We start from the raw sequence: 12428 nt of genomic DNA, 5'->3' as shown, positions 1-12428 counted from the left end.
AAAGCGGCCGGAGCCCTGGCGTCCCGGAAGCGGACACCGCCCTAACCTGCGGTATATCAGGGGCTTGCCGACCCGATCGACCCTAGCTAGACGCCCACAACCGGCCATTTCGATCGGCCTCAGAACCGGACACGGTAGGAGCCCGCCGTTTGCCGAAACTGAGGCGTGCGTTGACGGCGTCAGATCGGCTACGGGGTTACCCGTCCGGGCGCGATCCGAGAGAGAGAGAGAGAGAGAGAGAGAGAGAGAGAGAGAGAGAGAGAGAGAGAGAGAGATCCGAAAAAGTCGTCATGCGCGTCACCACAAAGAACCCATGGGACGGGATGGCGAGACGACACTACCCAGGTTTGGATAAACTAGCGGATGGCCACGATACTTCAAGCGGATAATCCGATTACAGAGGAGTGAACATCATGCTCATCGCAGATCAGAAGAAATATAACGGATGATCCTCTGACCATTACTCCACCATTCTCAGGGCGCCTGTTTTGCGGCCACACCGTCCGCCGCGCCGGGAGTTAAATTTCTTTTACTTTCGAGACGGCATTGCACCAAAAAAAGAGATATGACCAATCTATCATCGTCTTTATTTAGATTATATAAATATGTTTCAGCAATATCTTGGTTTACACTCGATATTTTTCGGGAAATGATTTATCCTTAGAATGCCTATTGATCAATAGACACATTTCAACAGCGCTCATATCATTTGAGCTAAATTCAAACCTACATCGCTCGTAGAGCGCTGAGCGAGCGGTGACCGCGCCCGAGGGTTCACATGTCCCACGCCCAGCCCGTTGAAGCCACGCTCTTGTTCGGTCCGTTCCGGCTCCGCCCGGCAGCGCGACAACTGGAGCGTGATGGCGTGCCTGTGCAGGTTGGTGCGAGGGCCCTCGACATCTTGATCGTTCTGGCCGAGCAAGCCGGCGAGATCGTGAGTAAGCAAGATTTATTCGCTCGCGTATGGCCCAATATCGCTGTCGAAGAGGGAACACTGCGGGTCCATATCGCAAGCCTGCGCAAGGCGCTGGGTGATGGCCGATCGGACTCGCGGTTCATCGCAAACGTTCCAGGGCTCGGCTACCGCCTTGCGGCTCCGGTCTTTCGTTCGACGTCGGATACAGCGTCTGATGCGAATATGGCGTCGATCCAATCTCCGTCATTGCCCGCTCGCTTGGCACGAATGATCGGGCGAGATGAAGTAACCCTGAGGATCACTGAAACGCTGCTCGCACATCGCTTCGTTTCCATCGTCGGATCCGGCGGTATCGGCAAGACGACGGTCGCTGCCGCCGTAGGGCATATGGTCTGGCGAAATTTCAAGGGCGCCGTTCTATTCGTAGACTTAGCTTCCATTTCTGACCCTCAGCTGGTATCGAGCGTTATAGCGTCGAGGCTGGGGCTCACAACTACTTCCGATGAATCAGTTATCAGCCTCGTTGCGTCGTTGCAAGATGCGAAGCTGCTACTTATCCTCGACAACTGTGAGCACCTGATCGAGACCGTCGCGAGACTGGCCGAGGCGCTCTTCGTGAAATGTCGGACAGTGCACATTCTTGTGACGAGTCGAGAGGCGTTGCGTGTTCACGGCGAGCATATCCATCGCCTGCTTCCGCTCGAATGCCCGCCCGGAAGTGGGTGTCTGAGTGCCGCGGGAGTGCTGGCGTATTCCGCGGCGCAGCTGTTTGTCGAGCGGGCAGCTGCAGCGTCAGACGGCTTCGAACTTCAAGATCGGGATGCGCAGGCACTCGCCGACATCTGCCGACGGCTCGATGGGATACCGCTCGCGCTCGAGCTTGCGGCAGCGAGAACCGACGCGTTCGGTATCAGGGACTTGGCTGAACGGCTCGAAGGCTGGCTCCTGCTGACGGCCCGAGGACGCCGAACCGCCTTGCCGCGACAGCAAACGCTGCGGGCTACGCTCGATTGGAGCCACGACCTTCTGGACAAGGATGAAGGCATTCTCTTCCGTCGTCTCGCGATCTTCGCCGGCGATTTCAGCCTGGACGCGGTGATCGCGGTTGCTGCGGGCGGGGAAACTCCGGAAGCCGTCATTGCATGCCTATCGAGCTTGGTCGCGAAGTCACTCGTCGCCCTGAGGGACCCGAGGGCCGGGGCCAACTATCGTCTGCTTGAGACGACCAGAGCCTATGCGCTCGAGAAGTTGACAGCGGCCGGCGAGCGGGATCAACTCGCGCAACGCCACGCGACGTTCTTTTGTGACCTCTTCGAGCGCGCCCAGGGCGAATGGGACCTTCGATCCGCATCGGATCCCATTTCCACTTATGGTCATCAGATCGACAATCTGCGCGCTGCAATCGACTGGGCGTTTACATCCCGCGGGGACACATGGTTGGCGGTAGCGCTAACCGCAGCAGCAGTTCCACTCTGGGTATCGTTGTCTCTCGTCAGAGAGTGCCGCGACCGCGCAAATCGGGCGCTCTCCGCTCTCGCAACTTCTATGCCGAGAGATGCCCTGCGTGAGTTGAAACTCTACACCGCGCTTGCCTCCTCGCTCGTATACACCGGAGGGAGCGCAGAGGAGGTCGAAGCAGCTTGGATGAAGACTCTTCATCTGGCCGAGGAGCTTGGAGAAGTCGACCATCAACTCCGGGCGCTGTGGGGGCTCTGGATGGTGCAGGACCGGGAGGCGCTTGCACGGGCACGGCAGTTCGCCGAACTGGCCCAAACACCGCAAGACCGGCTGATGGGGGCACGAATGTTGGGGGTGTCCCATCACTTCCTGGGCGATCAAAGCCGGGCGCGTGATCTGTTCGAGTACGTCATCGCGGATGACGTTCCTCTTGACCCTCCATGGCGTCTCGGCCGTTATCTCATCGACAATCGGCCATTCGCGCAGGCGTTTCTCGCCCGGGTCCTTTGGCTTCAAGGTTTCCCGGACCGAGCGGCAAAAACAGCCGCCCGGGTCGTGGACGATCTGCTGAGCACGCACCGGACGCACACTCTCTGCGAAATCCTGACAAGGGGAGCGTGCCCGATTGCTCTATTGATCGGCGATCTCGAACTGGCTGAACGATACATCAACCTTCTACGGGATTATTCTCAAAGACACGCCTATCCTGTCTTGCATATATTTTCTCGTGCGTTTGACGGTTTGCTTCAGATCCGCCGGGGCGACTCTACCGCCGGCATGCAGATGCTGCGGACGAGCATCATCGAACTCGACTCATCGTTCAGTCATTACCGAGCCGTCGATTTCGTCGGGCAGCTTGCGAGCAGCTTGGGCCACGCCGGCCAAATTGCAGAGGCGTTCATCACGATCCAACAGGCGATCGACCGATCCAAGCATACAGCTGAGGGTTGGGTGCAACCTGAGTTGCTCCGGATCAGGGGCGAGCTCGCGGTGATGCAGTGCGGAGAGGCGGCCTTGGCGGAGGCGGAGAACGATTTCCGGCAGTCACTCAGGCTTGCATCAGAGCAACAGGCCCTCGCGTGGGAGCTCCGAACCGCCACTACCTTCGCTCAAGTCCTGCAAACGACAGGCCGTTCGGAACAGGGCCTCGCTGTCCTTGAACCGATTTACAGCCGCTTCAACGAGGGGTTCGACACGGCCGACTTGAAAGTGGCGAAGGCGCTCATGGATTGCCTCCGAGGGTGAACACGATTGTCACCCCCGCTTCGAGCAGTTAGGGCCACCATGACACCCTTCGCGACTTCAATCTCGGGTCCCTGGGCGTGGCGGCTATCTCGACGCCGTATCCACAGGAGTTGACGCTCAGCTGTCCTCTCTCAAGGGTTCTCGGAAGTTCCGAGCTCCGCCATGCAGTGCGAGATTGATGGCATAATACCCGGAGAGCGTCGACTTGGGTGGCACAATACCGTGGACTGCGGTAATCGGGCTCGTGAGCACACTCGACGTCTTGCGCAATGGTATCGACGCCCAGAAGGCCGCTCTCCTGACCGAGTTCGGCCATCTCGTGGGCCGCGTTGCTGTCCCTTCCTGTCGCCACCGGCGGCCATGGCCCAGAGCTGGATTCGGTTCCAAGCGATCTGCAGCCGTTACAGGATGATCTCAGCCTCCAGCCCCGGTTTGGTGGATCGCTTTCACGACCTCGCTCGTGAATCTCTCATCGCCGACCTCGATGTCTGCGGAAAGGCGTGCGCTGACCTCCTGCAGCAGCCAGCCATTGCCGTCCGGATCGGTGAAAGAGGCATAGGAGGCGTAGCTTTTCCGCTGCGGGTTCGGCCCGCCTCCCAGGCATTTTCCATCGGCATGGTGGAACACCCCGCCGACATCGTGGAACAGCTCGCTGATCTCGACGCCACGACGGACCATGTCCTCACGGGCGGCATCGATGTCGCCGACGACCAGGTGCAGCCCCTGCACTGCGCCGGGACTCGCGGCAGTGACGTTCTTACCAAAGATCACGGAGCAACTGGAGCCGGGCGGCGTGAATTGGATCACGCGGTAGTCATCCCCGGTTGCATAGTCGAGATCAAGCCGCCATCCCAAATCGCCATAGAATCGCTTGGACCGATCGACGTCCGAAACGGGGATGATGACAATCTCAAGCCGCATCTCGATCGTGTCGGTGCGGGAAGCACCGCTCTGCATCTCTGAAATGTCCATGTTTCTCTCCTTGGGAGATATCTGGTTTGGGCTCCATCGCGGTTCGAGTGCAGCCCAGCGCGCAAATGGAGCGCGCCTGCAGAGTTACAGCAGGAATGGCGTAATCACGATTATACGAAGGTCTGCCCAACACCTTGGTATAATGAACTCGCAGTGCGATAGATCGCTTCCTCTCGAATGGCTCAACGTCATAAGGACTGGGCGAGGCCCGCAGTTAGATTCGAGGTATTGGAGATCACGGCCTTTCGAGGGCGGCAGGCATTGCCGTCGTCATTCTGCCCCTCGCGAGATGTGTGTGGAGCGCCGCGATCAACTGGGCGCCCTCGCCCACCGCCGCGGCGACCCGCTTTGCCGAACCGGAGCGGACGTCGCCGATCGCGAATTCGGCCTCGTCCGGATCGCAAAGCAGCTCGCCATTGGCGCAAAGCACAATCGGCAGGTGAGTTGCGTCCAAAGCGAACCGATCGATCAGGGTTCTTCCGCAAAGCTCCTTATGCGGATCAAGTCCCGGGTTCACCGCCCGGCGAAGGAGAAGTCGCCCCGCATCAGAAGTCGATCGAGGTCTTCAGGCCGATGACCACGACATCGTCGTTGTGCCGGGTGCCGCCGGGCAGATGGACGTACTGGATGTTGGGACGCGCCATCAGCCAGTTGGTCGCCTGCAGCCCGTAATAGACCTCGAAGGCGTATTCGGCGTCCTGGACGGCGACGGGGCCGAGCCCCGCGTGGTTCAGCAGCCGCTGGCCCTTCGCCACCCGGCCGTTGACATGGGTCCGGCCGAAGGCGACGCCGATCTCGTCCTTCGGGCGGGCGTCGAAGGGGCCCGTGTAGATCAGGCCGAGGGCGACCTGGTCGTCGATCGTCGAGGTCCGCCGGTCGGCAATGGTGGCGTTGAGGAAGACGCTGAGGCCGCGCGACGGGTCGTCCGGATCCGGGCGCGTCAGCTGCTGCAGGAAGTTGATATAGGCGCCATACCGCCCGTGCCGATCCCTGAACGGCCGGCCGGTGAGAACCTCGGGGTTGCCGTCGTCGTCCTCGAACACGTCGGGCGCGGTCGAGGTGTCGTACCAAGCCCCGAACTTGTAGCTGCCGGGCAGCCGGGCCGGGCCGAGCGTCGGGGTCCAGCCGAATTCGACCGGGATCATCACGCCGGTGGTGCCGGAGGGGTTGTTCGGCAGCACCGCGTCGGTGACGTTCAGGAAGCCGAGATTCATCTGGTAGGCGCCGGTCTGGATGTAGCCGACGCCGTCGATATTGACTTTCAGCCGGGTAGCCCATTGGCTGACCGGCCAGTTGTACCAGTAGTTGCCGACGATGTTGCCCGGCATCGAGCCGCAGAAGGTCAGGTTCTGGAACTTGCAGCTGAAGGCGGCGAAATCCTCGCCGACGGTCAGCCGGCCGATCTTCCAGTCCAGCAGGCCGGAGAAGTATGTCTGGTCGTACCAGAACTGGGTCAGGCGCCAGGTCTGGCCGCGGCCGAATACCTCCTGCACCTGCTGCAGCGTGCCGAGATGGGCGTCGTCGCTGAGGTTGCGGCCGTTGCGGTCGGTGATCGTTAGCTGGATCTTGGCGTCATGCACCCCGAGCAGGCGGTCGAGGTCGAAGGTGGCGCCGAAGCTCAGCTGGTCGGTATAGCTCAGCTGGTCGCGGGTGCCGCCGGCGGGGTTATAGGCGAGCTCGGAAGTGTAGCCGAGCTGGACGTCGACGCCGGCCTTGGCGAGATCCGTCCGGAAGCCCCCCCAATCCCCGGTCAGCTTTCCGGCTCCGGCATCCTGGGCAAGGACAGTTCCGCTTCCCGCGAGGGTGGCCAGGAGCAGCAGGCCGAAGAGCATGCGCGTCGCCATGCCGATTCTCCCTGTCGATCTGAGTAGGGCTATGCGGGCCTGGAGACGTCCTGGATTCGCCGGACTGCGGCTCGAGACCACCCCAGGGCCGCGGCAAGTGGGCCGTTCAGAGGATGCCGCATCACAACGCGGCGATGATGTTGTCGGACTGGCTGTGTCTGCCGATGATGGCGATGCACCGGCGCATCGCATTCTGCTCGACTTAGGCAGACGCTCTCACCAGCGCGGGGGCACCGTCGACCGGATGTCCAAGTCCTCTCCATCGATCCTGATGCTGATCTTCATGGCGGCCATCCTGTAAGCGCGGGCGGGGCCGCGTGCCGGCGCGACCTGGCGCAGCACTGGGATGCCAGCCATCGGACCGTCACGCTATCGGACGAAGGTATCGCCGACACCATAATGCCGGATACGAGGGCAAAGGACGGGAAGCGCCCGAGAACGACACATTATTGACAGCGAAGCGATACCTAGGTCTTGGCGATACCAACGTGCAATCGCGCCTCTCGCCGGAATCATCTCATGCTGTCCTGGCGCTCAATTGATCATCAGGCCGCTCACGAGTGTCCCGATGCATCCGGCGATGCACCGATCCTGCGCAAGAGCACTGTGAGCATCGATTGGAGAGGTGGATGACCAGCGGATTCAAGGCCGCGACAGCCGCAGCGTCCGTCGGTCTCGCGGCTCCGCCCAGCCTGCCGGTGCCGGCGGCACGGCTGCGAATATTGCGTGCCGCGGCATCGAAGTCGACGGGCTATCGATAGTTCCCGCGAGGCAGCCCCTCCAAGGGCGCTCGAGGCGAATCTCCCGATAGCGACCATTTCGCGCTCGAACCGCGACTGGCGACAGGTCGGCCCTTGCAGATGCCTTCCTGACGCGGAACGGCAACGCTCGAGCGCTCGCCAGCGGCCCGAGCAGCTGACCGTGACGGCGCATCGACCCCACTGAAGGAATGGCTCCAATGATGGATCAGTTCGCGAGCGACCACGTCGCACCGGCTCACCTGGACCCGGCGGGACCGCCAATCCTGAGGTCGATCCGCCCCCAGGGTCTTGATTGGAAGCCGTTTCCGGCCTTTCCGGCTGCCGCGCGGCTCGCCATCGTCTTCGGGCGCCCATCGGAGCCCGGCCTCTATGTGATCAGGGTGAAGCTGCCGGGAGGCGTGAAGCTCATGCCTCACCGGCACCCTGAGAACCGCATCTACACCGTGATGTCCGGCACCTTTTATATCGGCGTCGGCGAAGAGTTCGATGCCAGAGCGCTCACTGCCTATCTGCCGGGAAGTGTCGTGTTCCTGCCGGGAAACACTTGGCACTTCCATTGGGCGCGGTCCGGAGAATATGTGACCCAGGTCATGGGTGTCGGCCCCCTGGGCATGGAGTATCTCGACCTCCGCGACGACCCGCGCACGCAGCAATGAACTCCCCGGCAAGTCCCGGCGCTCGCCCCGGGACGGCGAAATCCGATGTCAGCAGCGGTTGCTCGTTGTCCATCGCCGGCCGGCTTCTGCCGGGGCTGCGGCATGACGGTGATATGCGCTCACGCCTGCGCGGCCGAGGGCCTCCACCGTCACGAGACGACGGACCGATACGAAGGTCTCGCCGACACCAAGGTCCATCTGTCCTTAGTCGTATCACGTGATCAAATGACGTCACTGAAGCCGACTGCAATTCTGCCCATCAAGCACACAGGAGAATAATCATGAAGATCCTGATGGTGTTCACGTCACATGATGTACTTGGCAAGACCGGACGAAAGACCGGCTTCTGGCTCGAGGAGGGCGCGGCGCCGTATTTCGTGTTCCGGGATGCGGGCGTCAGCCTGACGCTCGCCTCGCCCAAGGGCGGCCAGCCGCCGGTCGACCCGAAGAGCGACCTGCCCGAGAACCAGACGCCGGCCATGACCCGGTTCAAGCAGGATCCCCAGGCGCAAAAGGATTTCGCCAACACCTTCTTCTTGAAGGACATGCGCTCCGAGGGCTTCGACGCGGTCTTCTATCCGGGCGGCCACGGCCCGATGTGGGACCTGGTCGACAACCCGGACTCCATCGCCCTGATCGAATCCTTCTACAACTCCGGCAAGCCAGTCGCCGCCGTCTGCCACGCGCCGGCCGTGCTGCACCGGGTGGCATACAAGGGCGAGCCGATCGTCAAGGGCAAGCGCGTCACCGGCTTCACCAATACCGAGGAGGAAGAGGTCCAGTTGACCCATGTCGTGCCCTTTCTCGTCGAGGACGAGCTGCGGCGGCTGGGCGGGATCTTCAAGAAGGTGCCGAACTGGCAGAGCTTCGCCATCACCGATGGGCGCCTGATCACCGGTCAGAACCCGGCCTCCTCGACCGCCGGCGCGCAGCACCTGCTGAAGCTGCTCTCGGAGACGACGTCGGCGACACGCGCCTCTAGCGCTGCCTGATCGTCATTCCCCCGCGAGCCCCGCCGGCAGCCGGGTCGCCGCCGTCGACGGCGCCGATGGCGCGTCCGGCGGGGCCGCGGCTGGACAGGGGTCAACATTCATCTGCCAAGAGGAGGCCTCGGTGGACGCGAACGCGAGCACCGCACAGATCCGCCTGACCCGCGAGTCCCCGACCTACTGGCGCGTCACGATCGACAATCCCCCGCTCAACGTCATGGGGCCGGAGATGGTCCGGCAATTCCAGGACGTGATCGACCGCATCGAGGCCGATGACGACGTTAGGGTCGTCGTGTTCGATAGCGCCGTCGACGGCTTCTTCCTCGGCCACTCCGATTTCAGGGTGCCGATCGAGGAAATGACCTCACTGCCGCCCGGGCCGACGGGCCTGCCGCAGTGGCCCGACTTTCTGGTGCGCCTCACCCGCGCGCCGGTTGCCTCGATCGCCCAGATTCGCGGCCGCGCCACGGGCAATGGCAGCGAGATCCTGCTCGCCTGCGACATGGCATTCGTGAGCAGGGAGAAGACCGTCATCTCGCAGTGGGAGGTCGGTGTCGGCATGGTCGCGGGCGGCGGGCCGATGGCGCGGCTGCCCCATCTCATCGGCCGGAACCGTGCCATGGAGGTGCTGCTGAGCTCGCACGACATCAGCGGAGATCAGGCCGAGGCCTATGGTTATGTGAACCGCGCCCTGCCGGACGCCGAGCTCGACGCCTATGTCGACACGCTGGCGACCCGGATCTCACGCTTCGACAAATGGGCGATCGCCCAAACGAGGCGCCTGGTGAACACCAGCCTGCCTCCGGATGTGGAACTCGGCGCCGGATGGGAGGCCTGCATCGCCTCGCTGGGCCGGCCGGCTGCCCAGAACGGCATCGACGCCTTGACTCGACGTGGTTTCCAAAGCCCGGGGGATGTCGAGAGCCGGCTCGGGTTTCATCTCGGGGAACTCGCCCGCTAGTGCGGCGAGGGTCGTGGACGCCGCGGCCCGATTGATCGATGGAGATGCAACGATGCTCGCCACCAAGCCCCGACGACAGACGGAGCCCTTCTTCGAGGGACCCGACTCGCCTACGCTGGTTCGCCGCGCACTGGCAGAGTGCGTGGCCACGATCGCCCTGACCATGGTTGTCGTGTTCTCCGCGCAGGCGGCGTGGCTCGGCGAACTGAGACCCTTGGCGTTGGGTTTTGGAGTGCCGGCGGCGGTTGCCGCGCTCACCCTGGCTTTCGGTCCGGCCACTGGCGCCCACTTCAACCCCCTTGTGACCGCCTCTCAATGGATGCGTGGCCACCGGAGCACGCGGTGCCTCGTCGCCTATCTCTGCGCCCATATCGCCGGCGCCCTCGGCGGCGCAGCTCTGGCGGGGCCGCTGATCGGGCAAGCTCCCGACGCGGCGTCCGCTCCGATAAGCCTCGTGATCGGCAGCGAAGTCTTCGCTAGCGCGGGTCTGATCGTGATCGTTCTGGCCGCAAGCCTGGTCATGGGTCCGAAGGTCGGGCTGCTGGCCGTCGTCGGTTGGCTCGTCACGGTCAATCTGGTCGCACCGGCGGGCCCGTTCGCCAATCCGGTCCTGGCCGTCGCCATCCCGCTCGCGCTCGGCTCGCTGGACGGACCGCTGGCGGCATTTCGCGTGTCCGCGGAACTCGCCGGCTTCGGACTGGCTCTGCTGGTCATCGCGATCACCTACCCGCGGCGAACGTTCACGTCGCTCCCATCGAAGCGCTGACCAGCGCAGATGCCGGATTTGAGCAGGTCGAGGCTCACATCGCCACACAGGACAACGTCTTTCCATGCGTCGGTGACATTGTGCGGTCCAACTGACTACGGCGCCGATGGCTGCACTCTTGACAGATCACTCCGAGTGCGAGCGTGAAGCGGTCATGGACAGCATCGCCTCAGGTTCCCGCACCTTGTTGGACCAGGAAATATTGGGGACGGACGGCTGCGCTTCCCCCAAGAGGCATTGTCGTAACCACCTCGCGAGGGATTTGATTCCCGTTGAATCCGGCCTGGCCTTCCGCCCCTCCGCGGCGGCAGGCCGGGCCGATCGGCGCCAGAGATCGGGATAGGGGGACGCCTCACGGCGCCGCCCCTCCCACACCACCGGGCATACGGGTCACGTACCACGGCGGTTCGACCGGATTAAGCTTGGACAGAGACGTAGAGTCGGGGGAGACCGAGCGACTCGAAGTGGTGGTTGCGCAGGGCCTGTTGGACCGCCGGATGTCCTGACATGCGCCAGAATCCCGTCGGCGAACCGGCGGCAACCGCGGCACGGAGCTTTGGTACGCCACGACGGCGCAGCTCCTTGTAGCGGTTGTGCCCGTTCCCCCATTGCCGCCAAAGATACGAGCGCAGTCTTCGGCGGATCCACGCTTCCAAGTTCGTAAGCACCCGGGGGGTCTGGCAGAAGCCGAAGTAGCCGCGCCATCCGATGAGGTATGGCTTCAGCTCTCTGATCAGCTGCGCCAGACTGATGCCCCGTGTCCGGCGTGTCATGTCCCGGATCAGCGTCTTGAATATGTCGAGGGCCTTCGGCGCAATGCGCCGCTCGCCCCCGTCATTCGAGATGCTGAATCCAAGGAACTTCCGCTCCTCCGGACGCGCCGCCGCGCTCTTCGCCGCGTTGACCTTCAGCCGTAGCTTCTTGGTCAGGAACCGGCTGACGGAGGCCATGACCCGTTCGCCGGCGCGGCGGCTGCGGACATAGATGTTGCAGTCGTCCGCGTAGCGGCAGAAGCGGAGCCCCCTTCGGGCCAGTTCCCTGTCGAGGTCGTCGAGCAGGAGATTGCTTAGGAGGGGCGAGAGCGGGCCCCCTTGCGGGGTCCCCTCGTCCACTGGACGGACCAGGCCGTTCTCCATCACCCCCGCATTGAGGAATGCGCGGATGAGTTTGAGCACACGCTTATCGTGCACCCTCGCGGCAACGCGCGCCATCAGGTTGTCGTGATTGACTCGGTCGAAGAATTTTTCGAGATCGATGTCAACCACATAGCAGCAGCCCTCGGCAACGTAGCGTTGCGCTTGGGCTACAGCCTGATGGGCGGAGCGTCCCGGGCGGAAGCCGTAGCTGTGCTCGGAGAACGTCGGGTCCCACTGCTCCTGGAGAACCTGCAGCAAGGCTTGCTGGATCAGTCTGTCGACGACGCAAGGCACGCCGAGCTTTCTGACCCCGCCGTCCGGCTTGGGGATTTCGACCCGCTTGACCGGCTGCGGCTGGTAGGTTCCCTCAAGCAATTGGGACCGGATGTCTGGCCAATGCTTACGCAGGTAGTCCTTGGCATCGTCGATGGTCATCCCATCCACGCCCGGACTACCTTTGTTGCTTCGAACGCGTTTCCACGCTGTTTCCAGATTCTCCCGGTTACACACCGTCTCCATGAGTTGTTCTGTCCAGGCCGGACTTTCGGGTGCCGACTTCGCCACGGATGGTTCGGCCCCTTCGTGGCCGCTGACCGGGGGTTCACCCCTGCCCATCGGTTCGAGGGCCAGTACGCACTGGGTCTTCTGCCGCTTTCCATTCATGAGTTGTCGGTCCTACTTGCCACTTCCCATCGTTCGGGCCTTCGGTGATCGTTCCCGGCTC

Annotated in this window: 8 protein-coding genes; 5 read left to right on the top strand and 3 right to left on the bottom strand. The window is 62.8% G+C overall.

Annotated elements, in window-relative coordinates:
• Nucleotides 1–778: 778 nt before the first annotated feature.
• Complete coding sequence (locus tag FFK22_RS38820) at nt 779–3619, top strand: winged helix-turn-helix domain-containing protein (protein WP_138893210.1); 2841 nt, start codon at nt 779–781, stop codon at nt 3617–3619.
• Nucleotides 3620–4033: 414 nt separating this feature from the next.
• Here the strand turns inward: FFK22_RS38820 and FFK22_RS38815 are convergent, their stop codons facing one another.
• Together FFK22_RS38815 and FFK22_RS38805 are read right to left on the bottom strand one after the other, a co-directional pair.
• The gene (locus tag FFK22_RS38815) at nt 4034–4591 is read right to left on the bottom strand and encodes a VOC family protein (RefSeq protein WP_138893209.1); all 558 of its coding nucleotides are present in this window, start codon (nt 4589–4591) and stop codon (nt 4034–4036) included.
• Nucleotides 4592–5136: 545 nt separating this feature from the next.
• The gene (locus FFK22_RS38805; RefSeq protein WP_186002901.1) at nt 5137–6435 is read right to left on the bottom strand and encodes a carbohydrate porin; all 1299 of its coding nucleotides are present in this window, start codon (nt 6433–6435) and stop codon (nt 5137–5139) included.
• A gap of 958 nt (nt 6436–7393) precedes the next feature.
• On the opposite strand from FFK22_RS38805, the gene FFK22_RS38800 reads away from it, so the two are divergent.
• From FFK22_RS38800 to FFK22_RS38785, 4 genes are all read left to right on the top strand, one after another.
• Nucleotides 7394–7852, top strand: coding sequence for a cupin domain-containing protein (locus FFK22_RS38800; protein ID WP_221939197.1), 459 nt, complete (start codon nt 7394–7396; stop codon nt 7850–7852).
• Nucleotides 7853–8133: 281 nt separating this feature from the next.
• The gene (locus tag FFK22_RS38795; protein ID WP_138893206.1) at nt 8134–8844 is read left to right on the top strand and encodes a type 1 glutamine amidotransferase domain-containing protein; all 711 of its coding nucleotides are present in this window, start codon (nt 8134–8136) and stop codon (nt 8842–8844) included.
• 121 nt (nt 8845–8965) lie between these two features.
• Nucleotides 8966–9802: an enoyl-CoA hydratase/isomerase family protein gene (locus FFK22_RS38790; protein WP_138893205.1), complete on the top strand. Its 837-nt coding sequence runs from the start codon at nt 8966–8968 to the stop codon at nt 9800–9802.
• A 52-nt stretch (nt 9803–9854) separates the two neighbouring features.
• Nucleotides 9855–10568 carry an aquaporin gene (locus FFK22_RS38785; RefSeq protein ID WP_186002900.1) on the top strand — a complete coding sequence of 238 codons (714 nt, stop codon included), beginning with the start codon at nt 9855–9857 and terminating at the stop codon, nt 10566–10568.
• A 416-nt stretch (nt 10569–10984) separates the two neighbouring features.
• Here FFK22_RS38785 and ltrA read toward each other — a convergent pair whose 3' ends face one another.
• A complete protein-coding gene (gene ltrA / locus FFK22_RS38780) occupies nt 10985–12223 on the bottom strand; it encodes a group II intron reverse transcriptase/maturase (protein WP_138893211.1) in 1239 nt (412 codons plus the stop codon).
• Nucleotides 12224–12428: the final 205 nt, after the last annotated feature.

The sequence above is a fragment of the Mycobacterium sp. KBS0706 genome, assembly GCF_005938675.2.
GTDB lineage: Bacteria > Pseudomonadota > Alphaproteobacteria > DSM-16000 > Inquilinaceae > Inquilinus.
Note: the sequence above shows the minus strand (reverse complement) of the source record. Positions and strands in the feature narration are given on the sequence as shown.

Bases quoted from the DNA above. Each gene is read 5' to 3' on its own strand.
- FFK22_RS38820 (WP_138893210.1), top strand. From the start codon at position 779: ATGTCCCACGCCCAGCCCGTTGAAGCCACGCTCTTGTTCGGTCCGTTC.
- FFK22_RS38815 (WP_138893209.1), bottom strand. From the start codon at position 4,591: ATGGACATTTCAGAGATGCAGAGCGGTGCTTCCCGCACCGACACGATC.
- FFK22_RS38805 (WP_186002901.1), bottom strand. From the start codon at position 6,435: ATGGCGACGCGCATGCTCTTCGGCCTGCTGCTCCTGGCCACCCTCGCG.
- FFK22_RS38800 (WP_221939197.1), top strand. From the start codon at position 7,394: ATGATGGATCAGTTCGCGAGCGACCACGTCGCACCGGCTCACCTGGAC.
- FFK22_RS38795 (WP_138893206.1), top strand. From the start codon at position 8,134: ATGAAGATCCTGATGGTGTTCACGTCACATGATGTACTTGGCAAGACC.
- FFK22_RS38785 (WP_186002900.1), top strand. From the start codon at position 9,855: ATGCTCGCCACCAAGCCCCGACGACAGACGGAGCCCTTCTTCGAGGGA.
- ltrA (WP_138893211.1), bottom strand. From the start codon at position 12,223: ATGGAGACGGTGTGTAACCGGGAGAATCTGGAAACAGCGTGGAAACGC.